We start from the raw sequence: 19,451 nt of genomic DNA, 5'->3' as shown, positions 1-19,451 counted from the left end.
CCATAGACGTCCCGTACAACGGTGTACGGAACTGAGCGCGGCGCCTGCCCCTCGTCCCCGACCGGATGATGGTGGGCGCCGTGGTGCGTCCGCACGGGTTTTCGTCTGCGGGTCCGGTGGGGGCGGGCCTCAACGATTGCGCAGTTCCCCGCGCCCCTGGGGGTTTTCAGGGGCGCGGGGAACTGCGCAACGGGGGCGAGGGGGTGCAGCCCCCATGCGGTTACTTCACTTCGTAGGGCTGGCCGTAGACCTTCCACTTCAGCGGGGTGTCCAGGTCCAGATTGCCGTCGTACAGGAACCGCCGCTGAGCCGTGTCCACACGAGACGTGTCCCGGCGCCCCTCGTCCTCCATCGTCTTCTTCCGCATGTCCAGGAAGATGTCGAGGTACGAGACCTCCTTGCCGCCCTCCGCAGGAGTGTCCGCCTCCGCCATCGCCTGCTTGCGGATGCCGTAGAAACCGGGATTGCCGGGCCCGTGCATCACCATCGCGTCGTAGTAGATGAACTGACCGAGCACACCGAGCCCGTCGCGCTTCGCGAGCCGTACCGCGGGGTCGAAGTACACCCGGTCCCGCTCGGAATCCTGCGCCCGCTGGAACGCGGCCTTCGCCGCCTCCGCCTTCCAGGCAGCCACGAACCCGTCGCCCAACCCCGCATGCGACTCGGACCCGTCGACCTTCCGCAGAGCGGGCAGATACCGCGCCAGCGCATTGCCCGGATGCGCCTTCGTATAACGCTCGACCAGGACGAGCAGATCATGCGTACCGGTGGTGAAACCGATGATCCCCGCCGTGTACCCGCGGCCGTCGTCGATGTCCTCGATGTAGCCGTACTGCGCACGCCAGTCCAGGCTGGAGTTCTCCGCGCTGGACACGATCCGCTGCGCCAACTCCTTCTTCCCCGGCGCGTCCAGCCCGGCCGCACGCGCGTCGGGAGTGGCGCTCCGGCTGTCCGAACGCCCGCCGTCGTCACCCTGGCCGGGCACGACGAAGCAGGCCGCCAACGTGAACAGAGGGACGACGACGAACAGCAGACGGCCAGCGCGTTTCATGAGCAAAGAGTACGATCGGCGCAGGGTGCCGTGCCGCACCGGGTGGATTTTCTGTGTACGCCGGGGGAGGTTCTGTGAGCGCGGAGGAACTGGCGCTGCTACGGGCAGAGTTGGATGTTCCACTACCGGACGGCTTTACGGAACTGGACGGCCCACAAGCTCTGTTGCTCGCCCAGGCACTGCGCCGGGCACGTGAGCGCCGAGCCTCCGGACTGCACGAGTCCGTCGAGGACGCCCTCACTCTCGTACCGGCCCTGACCAGGGAGCCTGTCCGCCGGATGCTCTTCCGCTGAAGGGAATCCGCATGGACGCGCTACGCGGCAGAGCCGAGACCCTGAAGCTCGCCCGACTGCTGGACGTCGAGCCACAGCAACTGGCGTTCCTCGAAGAGCTGCCCGCCGACGACGTACGCCTCTTCCGTGAGAGCGCCGTCGCCGCGCTCTTCGACGAGGACCCCGCCCTGCTCGACCGCATCGCAGGCGTGACGAAACTGCTGCCCGCCGCCGTCGCCGCGGGCATCGCCCAGAAAGCCCTTGGGCCGCGCCTGGCCGCCGCGCTCGCCGGACGCCTCGAACCGGCCCGCGCCGCCGACATCATCGACAAGCTGCCCGTCGACTTCACGGCCCGCTGCTGCCACCACGTCGACCCGCGCCGGATCGCCGGGATCATGGGCAGGCTGGACGACGACATCGTCGTACGCATCGCCCTCGTCCTCGCCGAACGCGGCGACCACCTCACGATGGGCCGGTTCGTCGGCCATCTGCGGGACTCGGCGCTCAAAGGGATCCTGCCGCGGCTCGCGGAAACGACTCTGCTGCGTACGGGGTTCGTCATCGACCATCCCGAGCGGCTCGGGCACATCGTCGAACTCCTCGACGATCAGCGGATCTCCGCGGTCATCGAGGCCGCCGCCGACCACGGCCTGTGGCCCGAGGCCATAGCCGTCGCGGGCATGGCGGCCGGTGAGCAGCGGGCCCGGATCGCGTCCTTGACCGCCGCGCAGCCGGAGGGGCGGCTCGACTCCCTGATACGCGCCACGGCCGAGCAGGACCTGTGGGAGTCGCTGCTGCCGATCGTGTCGCTGCTCAGCGAGGACGAACTGCGGGCCGTCGCCGCGTTGCCCGCGCTGCGGGACCCCGCGGTGTTGGGCGGGCTCGTCCACGGGGTGGTGGGGACCGAGCTCTGGGGGGATTTCCTGCCGCTGGTCGGGGTGTTGCCGCCCAGTGCGCGGCGGGTGGTGGCGGGGGTTGCGGGGGCGCTCGACGACGCGGGTCTTGACGCGCTGGCCCGCGGGGTCGACAAGGAGGACCTCTGGGATCTGGTCCTCCCTCTCATCGAGCTGATGTCCGACGCGGCGCGTGAGCGGGTCCTTGCGCTGCGGTCGTTCCAGGAACGGGCGGCCGGGTAGGAGGGCCCGCCCCCCACCGGGCCCCTCCGGGGCGGTTCGTCCATACGGTGCGGTCCGGTGGGGGCGAGCCCAAAAGATTGCGCAGTTCCCCGCGCCCCTTAGAGGGTGGGTGGTTGCGGCCTGTGGGTATCGTCCGGCCGGTGGGGGCGTGCCTAAAAGATTGCGCCGTTCCCCGCGCCCCTTAGGGGGTGGGGGTGGGCCTGAAGGATTGCGCAGTTCCCCGTGCCTCTTAGGGGTGGGGGTGGGCCCATGGGATTGCGCCGTTCCCCGTGCCCCTTGCAGGCCGGGCTGATCGTGTCGTTCCGCCGGTCCCCCCTCCTCCCCCTCCTCCCCCCCCCGCATGGCGAACGACATAAAGACTGTGCCCCTGGGCGTAGAAGGCTGGGGCACTGACCGTGAGTTTCGTCGGCGGGTGTCGGGGCTCCGGGGTGAGGGGGTGTGTCGGGGCGTCCGGGCGCCGCGGCAACACGGCTTCACCCGACTTTGCGAGAGCGGCGACCGGATGCCCCGGCGCGGCCCCGCCCCACCACGCACCTCAGGGGCGCGGGGAACTGCGCGACAAGCCCCCACCGGCGGTCAGCCAAGACCCCGGCCGAACAACCCCTTCGCCTTCGCGGAACTCCGTGCCACTCTGAACGACGGACGCATCCCCGGGGAGGGCCACCTATGGACGCGCGGAGCGCGAAACGACCGGCGGACACACACCGCGGCGAACGCGTCGCCGACTGGGCGGACAACCGCTTAGGCATCTACACCCTCGCCAAGACCCAGATGCGCAAGGTGTTCCCGGACCACTGGTCCTTCATGCTCGGCGAGATCTGCCTCTACAGCTTCCTCATCCTCATCCTCACCGGCGTCTACCTCACCCTCTTCTTCGAACCCAGCGGCGTGGAAGTCGTCTACAACGGCTCGTACGAACCCCTCAACGGCGTCATCATGACCAGGGCCTACGAGTCCACCCTCGACATCAGCTTCGACGTCCGCGGCGGACTCCTCATCCGCCAGATCCACCACTGGGCAGCAGTCGTCTTCGTCGCCGCAATGCTCGTCCACATGATGCGCGTGTTCTTCACCGGCGCGTTCCGCAAACCCCGCGAGCTGAACTGGGCCTTCGGCTGGACCCTGCTGTTCCTCGGCATCATCACCGGCCTGACCGGCTACTCGCTCCCCGACGACCTGCTCTCAGGAACCGGCATCCGCTTCTCCCAGGGTGCCATCCTGGCCGTACCGCTCGTGGGCACGTACCTCTCCTTCTTCCTCTTCGGCGGAGAGTTCCCGGGCCACGACATCATCTCCAGGCTCTTCCCGGTCCACGTCCTCCTCCTGCCCGGGATCATGCTGGGCCTGGTCGTCGCCCATCTGATCCTGGTCTTCTACCACAAGCACACGCAGTACCCCGGGCCCGGCCGCGACCAGAAGTCAGTCGTCGGCATGCCGTTCATGCCGGTCTACATGGCGAAGGCGGGCGGCTTCTTCTTCCTGGTCTTCGGCGTGCTGTCGATGATGGGTGCGATCGCCACGATCAACCCCGTGTGGGCGTTCGGCCCCTACCGCGCGGACCTGGTCACCACCGGCGCCCAGCCCGACTGGTACCTGGGCTTCTCCGAGGGCCTGATCCGGGTGATGCCGGGGTGGGAGATCAACGCCTGGGGCCACACCCTGCAACTGGGCGTCTTCATCCCCTTCACCCTCTTCCCGCTGATCCTTCTCGCCATCGGCGTCTACCCGTTCATCGAAGCGTGGATCACCGGCGACAAGCGCGAGCACCACATCCTCGACCGCCCCCGCAACGTCCCCACCCGTACCGCACTGGGCGTGTCCTGGCTGAGCCTGTACGCCGTACTCCTCATCGGCGGCGGCAACGACATTGTCGCCACCCACCTCCACCTGTCGATCAACGCGATCACCTGGTCCGTACGGATCGGCGTCCTCCTCGTACCGCTCCTCGCCTTCGTCATCACGAAACGTGTCTGCCTCGGCCTCCAGCGCCGCGACCGGGACAAGGTGCTGCACGGCAGGGAGTCCGGCAGGATCACACGGCTTCCGCACGGCGAGTACGTCGAGGTGCACGAACCCCTCACCCAGGCCCAGCGGTTCACCCTCACCCAGCACGACCAGGTCCCGCCGTACGACGTGGGCCCGCTCGTCGACGCGAACGGCGTGGAGCGCAAGGTCAAACCCGCCCGGCGGCTACGGGCTCGCCTCGCCCACGCCATGTACGGCCAGAACGCGCACATCCCTAAGCCGACCCCCGAGGAGTACCGCGAACTGACGAGCAGCGACGACCACCACTGAAGTCAGCCGGATCCGGCACCGGCACTCCCACCCAGCACCACCCCCCGGCACTCCCCGGGACTGCCCCAGGCGGACCGCAGCGCCCGCGCCTTGGTCAGCCACAGCGACAGGTCGTACTCCGCGGTGTAACCGATCGCGCCGTGCAACTGCAGGGCCGTACGGGCCGTCGCGTACGCCGCCTCGCTGGCCGCGACCTTGGCGGCGGCGACGTCGGCCGGGTCCATCGTCAGCGCGGCGCCGAACACCAGCGGGCGCGCGAACTCCAGCGCGATCTTCGCGTCGGCCAGCCGGTGCCGCACCGCCTGGAACGAACCGACGGGCACACCGAACTGACTGCGCTGCTTCACGTACGCCACGGTCCTGTCGAGCAGGGTGAGCCCCACGCCGAGAGCCTGCGCGGCGGTCGCGAGCCGCGCCCAGCACAAGGCGTCGGCGGCACCGGCGACGACCTTCGGCCCGGTGGCGAGCAGCTCACCCCCGGGGCGAGGAGGGCTCAGCCGCCGAGCGGGATCGAGGGACCGGCGCACCCGCGATCGGAGCCCGCCACGATCCCCACCCCCCAGCACCACCCACAACTCCCCGACCTCCGCGCCAGCCCCAACCCCATCCCCGCCAACACTCAGCTCCACATCAGCCACATCCCCGTCCAGGACATACGGCCCCCCGCCCGGCAGAGCCACCGTCACGACGGTCTCCCCGGAGGCCACCCCCGGCAGGAACCTCTTCGCGAGGTTCGCGAACCCCGGCCGGGAGAGCAACGCGCCCGCCGCCACCGTCTCCACCACCGGCCCCGGCACCCCATGCCTGCCCAACTCCACAAAGGCGAGCGCGAGTTCGACGGGCCGCGCCCCGACCCCCTCGTACTCCTCGGGCACCGCCAACGCGAACACCCCCAGTTCGGCCACCCGCGACCACAGCGCCCGCCCGGCCGCATGGTCGCCGGCGCCCCAGGACCGTACGGCCGCGGGCGTGTCCGCGGCCGTCAGCAGCGCGTCCAACGAGCGTGCGAAGGCGGTCTGTTCGTCGTCCAGGACGAAACGCATCAGCGGCGCCCCCTCGGCAGGCCGAGAAGCCGCTCGGCGATGATGTCGCGCTGGATCTCGTTCGTGCCCGCGTAGATGGGCCCCGCGAGCGAGAAGACGTACCCCTCGCCCCACCCGCCACCGGCATCCGTCAACTCCCCCTCCCCGCCCAGTAGATCGAGCGCGGTCTCGTGCAGGGCGATGTCGTACTCGGACCAGAAGACCTTGTTCAGGCTGGACTCCGGGCCGAGGGGCTCGCCGTCGAGGAAGCGGGACGCCGCCGCGTACGTGAACAGCTGGTACGCGCGGGCGCCGATCACCGCGTCGGCCACCCGGTCGCGCGTGTACGGGTCCCGGCCGCGCTCGTGCCACAGCGCGGCCAGCCGGTCCGCCGACGCCAGGAAACGCCCGGGGGAGCGGAGCGTCAGCCCGCGTTCGTTGCCCGCCGTGGACATCGCCACCCGCCAGCCACGGCCGGGCTCGCCGATCACGTCCTCGTCCGGCACGAACACCTCGTCCAGGAAGAGTTCGGCGAAGGCCGGCTTCCCGTCCAGCCGGCCGATCGGGCGGACGGTCACGCCCGGCGCCCGCAGGTCGAACATCAGGTAGGTGAGGCCCTGATGGGGCTTCGGCGTGTCCGGCTCGCTGCGGAAGAGGCCGAACGCGCGGTCGGCGAACGCGGCCCGCGACGACCATGTCTTCTGCCCGCTCAGCAGCCACCCGCCGTCCGTACGCACCGCTCTGGACCTGAGCGAGGCGAGGTCGGACCCGGCTTCCGGCTCGGACCAGGCCTGTGCCCAGACGACCTCGCCGCGGGCCATCGGCGGAAGGATCCGTGCGCGCTGCTCCTCGGTGCCGTGGTCGAAGAGGGTCGGTGCGAGGAGGCTGACGCCGTTCTGCCCGACCCGGCCCGGGGCGCCCGCCGCCCAGTACTCCTCCTCGAAGACCAGCCACCGCGTCAGCCCGCAGTCCCGCCCGCCGTACGCGACCGGCCAGGACACCACCGACCAGCGGTCCGCGGCGAGTTCGGCCTCCCAGGCGCGGTGGACCGCGAAGCCCTCCTCGGTCTCCAGGGAGGGCAGCGGCCCGGCCGGTACGTGCGCGTCGAGCCAGGTCCGTGCCTCGGCGCGGAACGCCTGATCGGCGGGGGAGTACGTGAGATCCACGGTCACCTTCCTCGTGCTCGGCCTGCTCGACCCGCTCGGCCCGGTCCCCTAACAAGTGTTTGGTAGGTTAGCGTGGCCCTATGACAGACGTCGAGGGTCCGGTGTACGAGCCCGGGCACGGGCTGCTGAAGGGACGTACCGCCGTCATCACGGCCGCCGCCGGCGCGGGCATCGGCGGTGCCACGGCCCGCCGCTTCCTGGAGGAGGGCGCGCGCGTACTGATCAGCGACGCGCACGAACGGCGCCTCAAGGAGTACGAGGCGGAGCTGGCGGCGGAGTTCGAAGGGGTCGCGGCGCTCGCCTGCGACGTCACCGACGAGGCCCAGGTGCAGACGCTCTTCGGCGCGGCCCTGCGGCTGCACGGGCGGCTCGACATCGTGGTCAACAACGCGGGCCTCGGCGGCACTTCGGACCTCGTCGACATGAGCGACGAACAGTGGTCGCGGGTGCTCGACGTGACACTGAACGGCACGTTCCGGTGCACGCGCGCGGCCCTGCGCGCCTTCCGCGAAGGTGGCTCCGGCGAGGGTGGCCGCGGCGGTGTGATCGTCAACAACGCCTCCGTCGTCGGCTGGCGCGCCCAGGCCGGCCAGGCGCACTACGCGGCGGCGAAAGCGGGCGTGATGGCGCTGACCCGGTGCGCGGCGATGGAGGCGGCCGCGTTCGGCGTGCGGGTCAACGCCGTCTCACCGAGCCTCGCCATGCATCCGCACCTGGTGAAGGTGACGACTCCCGAACTGCTGGCGGAGCTGACGGCCCGCGAGGCGTTCGGGCGGTACGCGGAGCCGTGGGAGGTGGCCAATGTGATCGTGTTCCTGGCGTCCGGGTACTCCTCGTATCTGACGGGTGAGGTGGTTTCGGTGAGCAGCCAGCACGCGTGAGCGCTCCGCTGGGGTTGGCCGTGGGTTTGGAGGTGTTGGAGTGACGGTGTGTCTGCGGGGCGGTGGGGGGCGGCCTCAACGATTGCGCAGTTCCCCGCGCCCCTGGTCGGGCGGGGGCTGCGCCCCGCGGTCCTTGAGAGGCCCGCGGTTCACAATGGGGGCGTGCCTACCAAGAAGAAGCCCCAGGTGACCGCCTCGCCCGAGCGGCGTCGTGAACTGCTCGGCACCGCCGCCGAGGTCTTCGCCGAGCAGGGCTACAACGCCACCACCGTGCGCAAGATCGCGGACCACGCGGGCATGCTCGCGGGCAGCCTCTACTACCACTTCGACTCCAAGGAATCGATGCTGGAGGAGATCCTGCGGACCTTCCTCGACGAGCTGTGGGACGGCTACGACACCGTCCTCGCCGCCGAACTGGGCCCGCGCGAAACGCTGGAGGCCCTGGTCACCGAGTCGTTCCGCGAGATCGACCGGCACCGCGCGGCCGTCGCGATCTACCAGAAGGAGTCCAAACAACTCGTCGCGCAGGAGCGGTTCGCGTTCCTCGCCGCGTCGCAGCGCAAGTTCGAGAAGGCGTGGCTCGCCACGCTGGAGCGGGGCGTGGCCGCCGAGGTCTTCCGGGACGACCTCGACATCCGCCTCACCTACCGGTTCGTGCGCGACACCGTGTGGGTCGCCGCGTCGTGGTACCGGCCCGGCGGACAGCACAGCCCGGACGAGATCGCCCGGCAGTACCTGTCGATGGTGCTGGACGGGATCGCCGTACGCAGTTGATCGCACCCGAACGCAGCTGATCCAGGGGAGTTGGCATGGCCGAGGCCTACATCGTCGAAGCGGTCCGTACACCCGTGGGGCGTCGCAAGGGCGGCCTGAGCGGGGTCCATCCGGCCGACCTGGGAGCGCATGTGCTGAAGGCACTGGTCGCGCGCTCCGGAGTCGATCCGGCCGCCGTCGAGGACGTCGTCTTCGGATGCCTGGACGCCGTGGGTCCGCAGGCCGGTGACATCGCCCGCACGTCGTGGCTGGCGGCCGGACTGCCCGAGGAGGTGCCGGGGGTGACGATCGACCGGCAGTGCGGTTCCTCGCAGCAGGCCCTGCACTTCGCCGCACAGGGCGTCCTGTCGGGCACACAGGACCTCGTGGTCGCGGGCGGCGTCCAGAACATGACGCAGATCCCCATCGCCTTCGCGTCCCGTCAGGCCGCCGAGCCGCTGGGCCTCACCCAGGGGCCGTTCGCGGGCAGCGAGGGATGGCGGGCCCGGTACGGGGACCGGCCCGTCAACCAGTTCCTCGGCGCCGAGTCCATCGCCGCCAAGTGGGGGATCAGCCGGCGGGACCAGGAGGAGTTCGCCCTGCGGTCCCACCAGCGGGCGCTGCGCGCGATCGACGAGGGCCGCTTCGAACGGGAGACCGTGCCGTTGGGGGACGTCACGGTCGACGAGGGGCCGCGCCGGGACACCTCGCTGGAGAAGATGGCGGGCCTGCGACCGGTGGTCGAGGGCGGCACCATCACCGCCGCCTGCTCCTCACAGGTGTCCGACGGGGCCGCCGCGATGCTGCTCGCCTCCGAACGGGCCGTGCGCGAGCACGGGCTCACTCCCCGGGCGCGCGTGCACCACCTCTCCGTGCGGGGGGAGGATCCGATACGGATGCTGTCGGCGCCGATTCCCGCCACCGCGTACGCCCTGAAGAAGGCCGGGATGTCCATCGGGGAGATCGATCTCGTCGAGATCAACGAGGCGTTCGCGCCCGTTGTTCTCGCCTGGCTGAAGGAGACCGGGGCGGATCCCGAGCGGGTCAATGCCAATGGGGGTGCGATCGCACTGGGGCATCCCCTGGGGGCCACGGGGGTGAAGCTGATGACGACCTTGCTGCACGAACTGGAGCGGGTCGGGGGGCGGTTCGGGTTGCAGACGATGTGTGAGGGCGGAGGGCAGGCGAACGTGACTGTCGTCGAGCGGCTGTAGGTCTCTTGTCGGGTGCGGGCCGGTGGGGGCCGTTCGCGCAGTTCCCCGCGCCCCCAAGACAAGCACCCCTAGCGGGGCTCCCTCAGTGGGCCCGGATCAGGGAGTGCGCGTAGTGTCCGGTGGGCCTCCGCCATCACCCTCTCCACCAGGTCCGCGCACGACGGCAGGTCGTCGATCACGCCTGCCACCTGGCCCGATGCCATCACCCCGAGGTCCGTGCGGCCCTCCACCATGGACGCCCGCAGGAGCATGGGCGTGTTGGCGGCCAGCAGGACCTGGCTCCAGGTCAGGTCCTTGCCGTGTTTCATCGCCAGGCCGTCGCGGATCAGCCGGGGCCAGCCGAGCCCCGAGAGCTTTCTGAAGCCGGCGGCTCTGCGCACCGCCCGCGTCAGCGTTCTCGTACGGCCCGCCCCCTCCAACGAGTCGACCAGGTCCGTACGGAGCATGCGGTGCGGCAGGCCGTCCACGGCGGTCGTCACCGTGACGTCCTTGACCGTCGCCGCGAGGTACCGGGCCTTCACCGCGTCCGGCACCGTCGAGTCCGAGGTGAGGAGGAACCGGGTGCCCATGGCGACGCCCGCGGCGCCGTACGCGAGCGCCGCGACCAGGCCCCGGCCGTCGAAGAAGCCGCCCGCGGCGACGACGGGTATGCCGACCGCGTCCACGACCTGCGGCAGGAGCACGCTGGTCGCCACCTCGCCGGTGTGCCCGCCGCCCTCACCGCCCTGCACGATCACCGCGTCGGCTCCCCACGCCGCGACCTTCTCGGCATGACGGCGGGCCCCGATCGAGGGGACGACGACCACGCCCGCGTCCTTCAGCTCCGCGATCAGCTCACGGGACGGCGCGAGCGCGAACGAGGCGACCCTCACCCCCTCCTCCACGATGATCCGGACACGGTCCCGGGCGTCCCCCGCGTCCGCGCGGACGTTCACCCCGAACGGAGCCCGCGTACGCGAGCGGACCTCGCGGATCGCCGCCCGCAGCTGATCGGGTGTCATCGTCGCGGAGGCGAGGATGCCCAGCGCGCCCGCGTTCGCCGTCGCGGAGACCAGGCGCGGGCCCGCCACCCAGCCCATCCCCGTCTGCACGATCGGATGCCGGACACCGACGAGCCGCGTGAGGGCGGTCTCCATCAGCCCCTGACCTCGCGGTCGCGCAGGCCCTTCGGGTCCAGGTCCTCGCGGATCGACCGCAGTTCCGCCGGGGACGGTTCACGGGTGTACGGGACGTCGTCCGGGACGGTCAGCGCGAAGCCCGTCGCCGCGACCACCTCCTCGACCGTCACCCCCGGATGCAGCGAGGCGAGCCGCATCGAACGGTCCTCGGTCGCGAAGTCGAACACTCCGAGGTTCGAGACCACCCGCGGGATGCGGTGGAAACGGGTCGCCGTGGGACCGGCCGCCGCCGCGCTGTCGTACCCCACCCCGCCGATCATGTCGACCTTCTCCACGAAGACCCGCGTCGAGTGCCTGGGCACCCAGTAACTGACCGGGTTGTTGAGCGTGTTGACGGGTCCGCCCCGCACCCCGAGCAACTGCCGGGTGGGCCGCTCCCAGTCGCCCACGCAGGAGATGTTCTGGTTGCCGAAGCGGTCGATCTGGCTCGCCCCCATCATCACGTGCCGGCGCCCGCCGGTCACCAGCGCCAGATGCTGCCGGTACGGCAACCAGCCCTCCGGGGCACCGTCCGGACCGATCAGCAGCGCCTCGCCGTCGGTCAGCAGCAGATCGGGCGAGAAGGTGCGCCGGGCGAGGCGGGCTCCTACCGACGGGATCAGACCCATGGGACTGGCCAGCACCTCGCCGTCGCCCCGCCACGCCTCCGCGCAGGCGATCACGCAGTACTCGGCGCGGGTCACACCAGTCGGGGTCGCGCTCGGGGAGGTGCTCGAGGCCGCACCCGGGGACGTACTCGGCACCGCGCTCATGACTGCTCCTCGTGCCACGCCTCGACGGCGGTCCGGTAGGCCTGTTCGTCGCCCGCGAGGAACCGCTCGGCGAACTCGGGCCACGGCATGGACGCGTAGAGCCGCTGGAAGACCTCGTCCCGGTCGTGGTCGGGCGCGCACGACGTGAAGTGCGCGCCGCCCGGCGCCTCCACCACGCCGCTCACGTTCAGCCGCTTGATCAGCAGGGTCTGGGGCGGTGCCGCCTTCGTCAGCTCCGCCGTGTCGACGATCCGCTCACAGGACACGTACGCCGTCCGGGCCGCCTCGCAGAACAGGTCGTCGAAGTACGGGTCGGGGCCCAGATACTGGCCGTTGCCCGCGCGGTCGGCGCGGTTCACATGCACCAGCGCCGCGTCCAGCCGCAGGGCGGGCATGGCCACGAAGGTCTCGCGCACGCCCGTCGACTCGTCCTCGTACGGCGAAGTGACCGTACGCAGACCGGGGTTGACCCGCATCACGTCCGAACCGATACCGGCCCGCACGGGCAGGAACGGGAGGCGGTTGGCGGCTGCCCGCAGTCCCCACATGAACATCGCCTCGTCGATCTCCATCAGGTCGAGCGAGCCGCTCTCCCGGGCCGCCCGGAAGTGCGGTTCGAGCGGGATCGAGTCGAGCGTCGCGAAAGGGGCGACCAGTTTCCGGATCCGCCCGGCCGCCGCCAGCATGCCGACGTCCGGGCCGCCGTACGAGACGACCGTGAGATCGGTGATCGTGGAGCGGAGCAGCGCCCGTACGAGAGCCATCGGTTTGCGGCGGGAGCCCCAGCCTCCGATACCGAGGGTCATCCCGCTCTCCAGCCGGGAGACGGCCTCGTCGGCGGTCATCGTCTTGTCGCCCATCCTCACCTGCCCTCCTTTCCGAACGTGTTCCGCACGCGCTCGCCCGTGCCGCCGAGGGCCGCCTCGAACGTGAAGCCCTGCTCGAAGCGGTAGCTGCGGCGCACGTCGACGGGGTCGATGCCGTTGATCGCGGCCTTGGCGAGCCGGATCAGCCGGCCGTCCTTGCCCGCGATCTCCCGGGCCAGCTCCAGCACGGCCGGGCGCAGCCGGTCGCGCGCCACGACCCGCCACACCGAGCCGTGCCCGTGCAGCTCCGCCGCGGTCGCCGTGCGCGAGGTGTAGTACAGCGCCCGCATCAGGTGCTGCGGCACCAGCCGGGACAGATGGGTGGCCGCGCCCAGCGCGCCCCGGTCCAGCTCGGGCAGCCCGAAGGTGGCGTCATCGCTCGCCACGATCGCGTCCGCGTTGCCCACCAGCCCTATCCCGCCGCCCAGACAGAAGCCGTGCACCTCCGCCACCACCGGGACCTCGCACTCGTACACCGCCGCGAAGGCCTCGGCGCAGCCGCGGTTGGCGCCGAGCAGGGCGCTGTCGCCCTCGGCCTGTATCTCCTTGATGTCCACGCCCGCGTTGAACCCCCGGCCCTCGGCGGCCAGCACCACACAGCGGTTGTCGGCGTCGCGGCCCGCCGCGCGCACGGCGTCGGCCAGCTCCGACCAGCCGCTCACCGGCAGCGCGTTCACCGGCGGGAAGTCGACCGTGACGACGGAAATCCCTTTTTCCGGGGACGAGGTGGAGACACCCATGGACGCATCAGCTACCTTTCCACCAAACGTTTGTTAGGTGCGATCTGCTGTCGAAGGTAACAGCGAATGCCGACGGGCGGGAGGCCCTGTGGACAACCGGCCGGGCGAGCGATCGGACGGGGTGCCCGGTGGGTCACCGGGCAAGCGGCTCGTGGTGGTCACGGGCGGGACCAGGGGCGTCGGCGCCGGGATCGCGCGGGCGTTCGCCGAGGCGGGTGACGAGGTCGTCGTCTGTGCGCGCAGACCACCGCAGGCACCACTCGACGGCGTCGCGTTCGCCCCCCTCGACCTGCGCGACCCGTCGGCCGTCCGGGCCTTCTTCGGGCGGCTGCCCCGGCTCGACGTGCTCGTCAACAACGCGGGCGGCGCCCCCTACCGGCTGCTCGCCGGGACGGAGGTCGAGCGGCACGCGCGCGTGATCGACCTCAACCTCGTCGCACCTCTCACGGCCTCCCTGGCGGCGTACGACCTGCTCAAGCGCGCCCGGGGTTCCATCGTGATGATCGGCAGCGTCAGCGGGACCCGGCCCTCGCCCGGCACGGCGGCCTACGGGGCCGCGAAGGCCGGACTGGAGAACCTGGCCCGCTCGATGGCCGCGGAGTGGGCACCGGAGGTGCGGGTCAACACGCTCGTGGTCGGGATGGTCCGCACCGAGCTGTCGCACCTCCACTACGGGGGCGAGGACGGCATCGAGGCCGTCTCCCGCACCGTCCCGCTCGGGCGGCTCGCCGTGCCCACGGACATCGGCAGGGCGGCCGTCTTCCTCGCGTCGGACGCCGCCGCGTACATCACCGGGGCAGGCCTCCTCGTGCACGGCGGCGGCGAGCGGCCCGCCTTCCTGGACGCCGCGACCGTCAACAAGACCGACAGGGAGCACTGACATGACCTCAGGCACAGGCGTCGGCGCCGGTCTCTGCGACGGGCGGGTGGTGGTCGTCACGGGCGCCGGGCGCGGGCTCGGGCGGGCCCACGCGCTCGCCTTCGCGGCCGAGGGGGCGCGGGTCGTCGTCAACGACCTGGGCGTCGGACTCGACGGCTCCCCGGGGGCCGACACCCCGGCCCGGCAGGTCGTCGGGGAGATCCGGGCGGCGGGCGGCGAGGCCGTCGCACACGCAGGGGACATCGCGACGACCGAGGGCGCCGCATCCCTCGTACAGGCGGCGCTCGACGCCTTCGGACGGCTCGACACACTCGTGAACAACGCCGGGTTCCTGCGCGACCGCATGCTGGTCAATCTTGACGAGGACGACTGGGACGCCGTCATGCGCGTCCATCTGAAGGGCCACTTCCTGCCGCTGAAGCATGCCGCCGCGCACTGGCGGGCGCAGGCGAAAGCGGGGCTCGTACCGCAGGCCCGGGTCGTCAACACCAGCTCCGGAGCGGGCCTTTCCGGGTCTGTCGGACAGGGCAACTACAGCGCGGCCAAGGCCGGCATCATCGGGCTCACCCTGGTGGCCGCCGCCGAAATGAAGCGCTACGGAGTGCAGGTCAACGCCATCGCGCCGGCCGCGCGCACCCGGATGACCGAGGCGGCCTTCGCCCAGGCCATGGCGGCACCGGACAGCGGCTTCGACGCGATGGCGCCCGAGAACGTGTCACCGCTCGTCGTCTGGCTCGGCTCCGCCGCGAGCGCCGGGGTCACCGGCCGGGTCTTCGAGACCGAGGGCGGCCGGATCACCGTCATGGACGGCTGGCGGCCCGGCCCCGGCGTCGACAAGGGGGCCCGGTGGACCCCCGCCGAGGCCGGGGACACCGCACGGGAACTCCTCGCACGGGCCGAGGACCCGACCCCGGTCCACGGGACGCAGTAAGTACAGGGCGCGGTGAGCAGCAGTAAGTAATGGACCAGAACAGGAAAGGCCGGGGAACGCTGGACCCCGCACCCCTCGCTCGCGAGGATGCCCAGCAGGGCGGGGCGGGCGGAGGTGGGCTCGGTGGAGTTCGTCGGACGATCGGACAGCCTCGCGCTCCTCGCGGCGGCCCGCGAGCGCGCCCGCGCGGGACAGCCCCAGCGCGTACTCGTCGAAGGCCCGGCGGGCATCGGCAAGACAGCCCTCGTACGCCGCTTCCTGCGCGACGACACGCGTGCGCCGGACGACAGCAGTGCGCCGGTCGGCAGTCGTGTGCCGGACGGCACGCGTGTGCTGTACGGGGCGGGGGAGGAGGCGGAGTCGCAGCTGGCGTTCGGCGTGCTGGAGCAGTTGCTGGGCCGCGGAGGCGGCAGCGAGGGTGCCGGCAGCGGTCGTCGGCCGGACGCGCACGCCGCCGGGGCGGAACTGCTGGAGGCACTGGACGAGGCGCAAGGGGCGGACGGGCCCGATGCCCCAGCCCCCGAAATCCCCGCCCCCGCCCCCGCCCCCGACATCCCCGCCCTCGACACCCCTGCCCCTGACACCCCTGCTCCCGACAACCCCGTCGTCACCCTCGTCCTCGACGACGCCCAATGGGCCGATCACCCCTCGCTCCAGGCGCTCACCTTCGCCGTGCGCCGGCTGCGCGCCGACCGCGTGATCGTCCTCGTCGTCGTACGCGAGGCACAGGACCCGCGGCTGCCCGACGGACTGCGGAGGCTGTTCACGTCCGACGACACCGTGCGCGTACGCCTCGAAGGACTCGGCCCCGCCGAACTGACGGAACTCGGCGACGAGGCGGGCGCGCGGGGACTCACCGCACGAGCGGCCACGCGGCTGCACGCGCACACCGGCGGAAACCCCCTGCACGTCAAGGCACTGCTGGAACAGGAAGGCACGGGCCTGCTGGAAGCGCTCGGCGAACCCGATGTGACACCGCCCGCGCCCAAGTCGTTCACGGCACTCGTCCTCGCGAAGCTCGCCGCCTGCTCACCGGCCGCCGACGCCCTGGTCTGCGCGGCGGCCGTCCTGGGCACCCACTGCGCGCAGGCCGACGCCTGGGAGGTCGCCGACGAGGACCTCCTCGCCGAGGAGCGCAGCGGCGCCGACCTCCTCACGGCACTCGAAGAGGCCGTCCACGCGGGCCTGCTGACCGAGACGCCCGGCGACCCCGCGGTCCGCTTCCCGCACCCCCTCGTGCACGCCGCCGTCTACCACCAGCTGGGCCCCTCCCGCCGGGCCGCCCTGCATCTGCGCGCCGCCCGCACGGTCCGGGACCCGGCACAGCGGTTACGGCACCGGGCCCTCGCCGCGACCGGCCCCGACCCGGAACTCGCCGCCGAACTCGCCGCGCTGGGACGCGACTTCGCCGCCGAAGGGGCCTGGGCGAACGCCGCGAACCAACTGGCCGCCGCCGCCCGCCTCGACGCGGACCAGGGAACGTACGAGCAGTACACCCTGGAGTCCGTCGAATGCGCCCTGCTCGCCGGGGACGTGCCGGACATGGGCGAAGCCGCCCAGCGGATCGCGCGGTTCACGCCCGGCGGCTGGCGCAGCTATCTCCTCGGCAGACTGAGCCTGTTCGACCTGGACCGCGCCGAGGCGCTGCTCACCGACGCCTGGCACCGCTGCGACCCCGCGGCGGACCCGGTCCTCGGCGCCCGGATCGCGGGCCAGTTCGCCGCCCTGCACGGCAGCATGGCGCACGGCGCCGAGATGGCCGAGTGGGCGGACCTCGCACTGCGCCTCGCAGCGGACGACACCGCACCCGACGACACCGCCACCGACATGATCCGCGTACTGCGCCTCAACGGCCTCGCCATGAGCGGCCGGGCCCCGGAAGCACTCGCCGGCCTCGGCCCGCTGCCCGACCCGGCGCTCGCCGGCCCCGCGCAGCTGGAGGAACTCCTCGGCCGGGGCACCCTGCGCGAGTGGACCGGCGATCTCACCGGCGCCGTACGGGACCTGACCGGAGTGTTCGGCGCCTGCCACGGGCGCGCGGCCTCCTTCCGGGTGCTCACCGCGACCGCGCTGGCCTCCGCCGAGTACCGCGCCGGCCGCTGGGACGACGCGATCGTGCACACCGACCTCGCCCTCTCCCTGGCCGCCGACACCGACCAGCCGCACATCGCCCTGTACTGCCGGATGCTCGCCACCCAGGTGCACGCGGTGCGCGGCGCGTTCGGCAAAGCACAGGCACACGCGCGCGTGGCCCGCGTCTACGCGGGCGGCGGCCATCTCAACCCCAGCCTGTGGGCCGCCCTCGCCGAGGCCCACCTCGCCCGCGCCCAGGGCCGGCCCGAGGACGTCGTCACCGCCCTGGAACCCCTGCTCGCGCTCGCCCCGCGCGGCGACCTGGAGGAGCCGGGCACCGTCTCCTGGGCCGACCTGCTGGCCGAGGCCTGGGCCGCCCTCGGCGACGAGAAACGCGCCGCACAGACCCTGGCCCCCTACGAGGTCCTCGCCACCCGGCGCGGCCACCACACCGCCCTCCTCGCCGCCGCCCGCGCCCGCGGAACCCTGGAGGCCGCACGCGGCGACACGGTGGCCGCCGAGCGGGCCTTCCGCTCCGGACTCAAGCACGCCGGGCACGTCGAGGCGCCCCTGGACCGCGCGCTGCTGCACCTCGCGTACGGCGGCTTCCTGCGCCGCACCGGCCGCCGCACCAAGGCGGGCGAACGGCTGCGCACCGCCCGCGACCTCCTCGTACGACTCGACGCGCCGCCCGATCTGGAGCGCTGCGAGCGGGAGCTGGCGGCCTGTGGGCTCGCGTCCGGCGAGCGGCGGCCACGGAACCGGGGCGCGGCCCTGCTCACACCGCAGGAGCTCGCCGTCGCCCGGCTGGTCGCCTCCGGGCTCACCAACCGGCAGGTGGCGCGGGAACTCGTCATCAGCGTCAAGACCGTCGAGTACCACCTCGGCCGGATCTTCCCCAAGCTGGGCGTGGACTCCCGGACGCGCCTCGCGGCCCTGCTCGCCGCCGAGGAGCCGGACACCTAGGGATTTCCCCGGGGCGCACCCGGGGGCGCCCGCACCCCCATCTTCCGTACCGTCGGTCGCACCTCCACGGAGACAACGAAAAACGGATGCAACGGACGGATGCAACGGACGGATGCGACGGAAAGTGGAAGCAGCCGTGGAGGGAGCGGTAGCAACGGGGGACGGACAGCAATGCCGGAGAACACTCATCGCGTGGTCATCGACGTCCCGCACGCCAAAGTGCGGGACGTCGCCGAACGCGTCGTCCAGGAACTCGTCCTCGCGGCCGACAAAGTGGCCGCGCATCACGCGGAACCCGCCAAGTACCCGCTGCCCGCGGACAGGGCCGCCGCCGAGCACCTGCTCGCGCGGCGCTTCGACATCCTCGGCGACGACAGGAAGAAGAAGGCGGGGGCCACGGTCCTGGCCGACCTGCGGACCGGCGCGATCCGCAGCAGGCGCCTCGGCGACCTCGCCCGCGTGGACCTGCGCTCACCCGCCTCGGTGGACACCCAGCTCAAACGCCTCGGCTTTCCCGAACGGCTGCGGTTCCCCGCGGACGAACTGCGCAGGCCCCCGGCTTCTCTCGTCCCCGGCCTCCTCCCCGAGGAACAGGCCCCACGGCGCCCGACGGCCGTACCGATCGCCCTGCACCGGCTGGAACTGCGCATCCGGCGCGTGAAGTGCCTGGACGAGACCTCCGCGTGGGGCTCCGACGAGATCCATCTCGCGGGGACCGGCGTGGACGGGAGCGGCGAGACCCGGCAGATCCGCCCGTTCAAGGTACGCAGCTTCTACGACGGCGACGTCAGGCTGTACGACCCGCCCCGGCGCTTCCACCGGTTCGACCTCGACGAGGGCACCGGACACCCGAAGTCGTACTTCGTCACGCTGGTGCTCGCCGAGGCCGACGGGGGCGGCCTGGCGGAGTACGTCGACACCCTGCTCGAACTCGTCAGGAAGAAGGCCACCGCCCATCTCACCGCGGCCACCGGCAGCACGCGAGGCCCCTCCGGCGGACCCGTCGGGATCCTCATCGGGATGGCCGTCGGAACGGCGGTGGACCGGCTCTTCGACCGGCTCGCGGACCTGTACGGGGACGACGTGTTCAAGCCCGTCACCGTCTGCGCGGTCGTTCCGGCGCTCACCGGCCGCTGGGCGGGACGCCCGGTCACGGCACCGGCGGTCACCGACGTCCGGGGGCACGGCGGCCACTACCAACTGGCGTACGACTGGCGCATGTACGACTGAAGCGCCGGCCGTACGCGATCACCGACCTCGGGGGATACGGGGGAT

17 protein-coding genes are annotated in these 19,451 nt (G+C 71.9%); 10 read left to right on the top strand and 7 right to left on the bottom strand.

The genetic code is table 11. The annotated features are described in order from the left end of the window. Positions 1–220: 220 nt before the first annotated feature. Entirely contained in the window at positions 221–1,051 is an 831-nt protein-coding gene (locus ACZ60E_RS24360) for a chitosanase (RefSeq protein ID WP_453792780.1), read from the bottom strand. Between the two features lie 74 nt (positions 1,052–1,125). On the opposite strand from ACZ60E_RS24360, the gene ACZ60E_RS24355 reads away from it, so the two are divergent. The 3 genes from ACZ60E_RS24355 (at position 1,126) to qcrB (ending at position 4,754) form a co-directional block, all read left to right on the top strand. Further along, the gene (locus ACZ60E_RS24355) at positions 1,126–1,344 is read left to right on the top strand and encodes a hypothetical protein (protein ID WP_384808101.1); all 219 of its coding nucleotides are present in this window, start codon (positions 1,126–1,128) and stop codon (positions 1,342–1,344) included. Positions 1,345–1,355: 11 nt separating this feature from the next. Beyond that, on the top strand, positions 1,356–2,459 hold the full coding sequence (locus ACZ60E_RS24350) for a hypothetical protein (RefSeq protein ID WP_469443064.1): 1,104 nt from the start codon (positions 1,356–1,358) through the stop codon (positions 2,457–2,459). Positions 2,460–3,125: 666 nt separating this feature from the next. Then, complete coding sequence (gene qcrB, locus ACZ60E_RS24345; protein WP_453792778.1) at positions 3,126–4,754, top strand: cytochrome bc1 complex cytochrome b subunit; 1,629 nt, start codon at positions 3,126–3,128, stop codon at positions 4,752–4,754. Positions 4,755–4,756: 2 nt separating this feature from the next. On the opposite strand, the gene ACZ60E_RS24340 is transcribed toward qcrB, so the two are convergent. Together ACZ60E_RS24340 and ACZ60E_RS24335 are read right to left on the bottom strand one after the other, a co-directional pair. Beyond that, complete coding sequence (locus tag ACZ60E_RS24340) at positions 4,757–5,797, bottom strand: acyl-CoA dehydrogenase family protein (RefSeq protein ID WP_469443062.1); 1,041 nt, start codon at positions 5,795–5,797, stop codon at positions 4,757–4,759. Next, on the bottom strand, positions 5,797–6,942 hold the full coding sequence (locus ACZ60E_RS24335; RefSeq protein WP_469443061.1) for an acyl-CoA dehydrogenase family protein: 1,146 nt from the start codon (positions 6,940–6,942) through the stop codon (positions 5,797–5,799). The genes ACZ60E_RS24340 and ACZ60E_RS24335 overlap by 1 nt, the downstream gene beginning before the upstream one ends. 80 nt (positions 6,943–7,022) lie before the next feature. On the opposite strand from ACZ60E_RS24335, the gene ACZ60E_RS24330 reads away from it, so the two are divergent. The 3 genes from ACZ60E_RS24330 to ACZ60E_RS24320 all read left to right on the top strand — a co-directional run bounded on the left by ACZ60E_RS24330 (position 7,023) and on the right by ACZ60E_RS24320 (position 9,790). Then, entirely contained in the window at positions 7,023–7,823 is an 801-nt protein-coding gene (locus ACZ60E_RS24330; RefSeq protein WP_453792775.1) for an SDR family oxidoreductase, read from the top strand. Between the two features lie 162 nt (positions 7,824–7,985). After that, positions 7,986–8,597: a TetR/AcrR family transcriptional regulator gene (locus tag ACZ60E_RS24325; protein WP_384808110.1), complete on the top strand. Its 612-nt coding sequence runs from the start codon at positions 7,986–7,988 to the stop codon at positions 8,595–8,597. 35 nt (positions 8,598–8,632) lie between these two features. After that, positions 8,633–9,790, top strand: coding sequence for an acetyl-CoA C-acetyltransferase (locus tag ACZ60E_RS24320; protein ID WP_469443059.1), 1,158 nt, complete (start codon positions 8,633–8,635; stop codon positions 9,788–9,790). A 68-nt stretch (positions 9,791–9,858) separates the two neighbouring features. Here ACZ60E_RS24320 and ACZ60E_RS24315 read toward each other — a convergent pair whose 3' ends face one another. The 4 genes from ACZ60E_RS24315 to ACZ60E_RS24300 are packed head-to-tail and all read right to left on the bottom strand — an operon-like array spanning position 9,859 to position 13,326. Further along, positions 9,859–10,926, bottom strand: a complete 1,068-nt coding sequence (locus ACZ60E_RS24315; RefSeq protein ID WP_469443058.1) for an NAD(P)H-dependent flavin oxidoreductase — start codon at positions 10,924–10,926, stop codon at positions 9,859–9,861. Further along, the gene (locus ACZ60E_RS24310; protein WP_469443057.1) at positions 10,926–11,720 is read right to left on the bottom strand and encodes a CoA-transferase subunit beta; all 795 of its coding nucleotides are present in this window, start codon (positions 11,718–11,720) and stop codon (positions 10,926–10,928) included. Before ACZ60E_RS24310 ends, ACZ60E_RS24315 begins: the two co-directional genes overlap by 1 nt. Beyond that, positions 11,717–12,580: a CoA transferase subunit A gene (locus tag ACZ60E_RS24305; protein WP_384808118.1), complete on the bottom strand. Its 864-nt coding sequence runs from the start codon at positions 12,578–12,580 to the stop codon at positions 11,717–11,719. The genes ACZ60E_RS24310 and ACZ60E_RS24305 overlap by 4 nt, the downstream gene beginning before the upstream one ends. A 2-nt stretch (positions 12,581–12,582) precedes the next feature. Next, complete coding sequence (locus tag ACZ60E_RS24300) at positions 12,583–13,326, bottom strand: enoyl-CoA hydratase family protein (RefSeq protein ID WP_384808119.1); 744 nt, start codon at positions 13,324–13,326, stop codon at positions 12,583–12,585. Between the two features lie 88 nt (positions 13,327–13,414). Here ACZ60E_RS24300 and ACZ60E_RS24295 point away from each other — a divergent pair, with 88 nt between their 5' ends. The 4 genes from ACZ60E_RS24295 to ACZ60E_RS24280 all read left to right on the top strand — a co-directional run bounded on the left by ACZ60E_RS24295 (position 13,415) and on the right by ACZ60E_RS24280 (position 19,406). Next, positions 13,415–14,206, top strand: coding sequence for an SDR family oxidoreductase (locus tag ACZ60E_RS24295; RefSeq protein ID WP_469443054.1), 792 nt, complete (start codon positions 13,415–13,417; stop codon positions 14,204–14,206). A 1-nt stretch (position 14,207) separates the two neighbouring features. Next, positions 14,208–15,137, top strand: a complete 930-nt coding sequence (locus ACZ60E_RS24290; RefSeq protein ID WP_469443052.1) for an SDR family oxidoreductase — start codon at positions 14,208–14,210, stop codon at positions 15,135–15,137. Positions 15,138–15,224: 87 nt separating this feature from the next. After that, the gene (locus ACZ60E_RS24285; protein ID WP_469443051.1) at positions 15,225–18,176 is read left to right on the top strand and encodes a helix-turn-helix transcriptional regulator; all 2,952 of its coding nucleotides are present in this window, start codon (positions 15,225–15,227) and stop codon (positions 18,174–18,176) included. Between the two features lie 171 nt (positions 18,177–18,347). Next, entirely contained in the window at positions 18,348–19,406 is a 1,059-nt protein-coding gene (locus tag ACZ60E_RS24280) for a hypothetical protein (protein WP_469443049.1), read from the top strand. The last annotated feature ends 45 nt before the right edge of the window (positions 19,407–19,451 follow it).

It is taken from the genome of Streptomyces sp. NPDC102514 (genome assembly GCF_055584525.1).
Note: the sequence above shows the minus strand (reverse complement) of the source record. Positions and strands in the feature narration are given on the sequence as shown.